The organism is Anaerococcus senegalensis JC48 (assembly GCF_000321005.1).
GTDB classification, from domain to species: Bacteria; Bacillota; Clostridia; order Tissierellales; family Peptoniphilaceae; genus Anaerococcus; species Anaerococcus senegalensis.
On the sequence record NZ_CAEK01000026.1, the window covers coordinates 1 to 379 of the forward strand.

Genomic DNA, 379 nt, shown 5'->3' on the forward strand with positions numbered 1-379 from the left:
CAGAAGACAAGAAATATATAGACAATTAAGAAAAGACATAGGCAGCATACTTCGAGAATTATGCTCAAGAAAAGGGATAAACATAATAGAAGCAGAGTTATGTCCGGATCATATCCATATGCTGGTAGAAATACCACCAAAGTACTCAATATCACAAATAATGGGATATTTAAAAGGAAAAAGTTCTCTGATAATATTCGATAGACACGCAAACCTAAAATATAAATATGGAAACAGACACTTTTGGTGTAGAGGATATTATGTAGATACAGTAGGAAGAAATGAAAAGAAAATAAAAGAATATATACAAAATCAATTAAGAGAAGATTATTACACTGACCAAATAAGTATAAAGGAATATTATGACCCGTTTACGGGA

1 protein-coding gene is annotated in these 379 nt (G+C 30.6%); it reads left to right on the forward strand.

Features of this window, described 5'->3' with window-relative positions; all coding sequences use genetic code 11:
* The coding region (gene tnpA, locus ASHG_RS00020) for an IS200/IS605 family transposase (protein WP_040396664.1) at positions 1 to 379 on the forward strand (379 nt) is incomplete at both ends.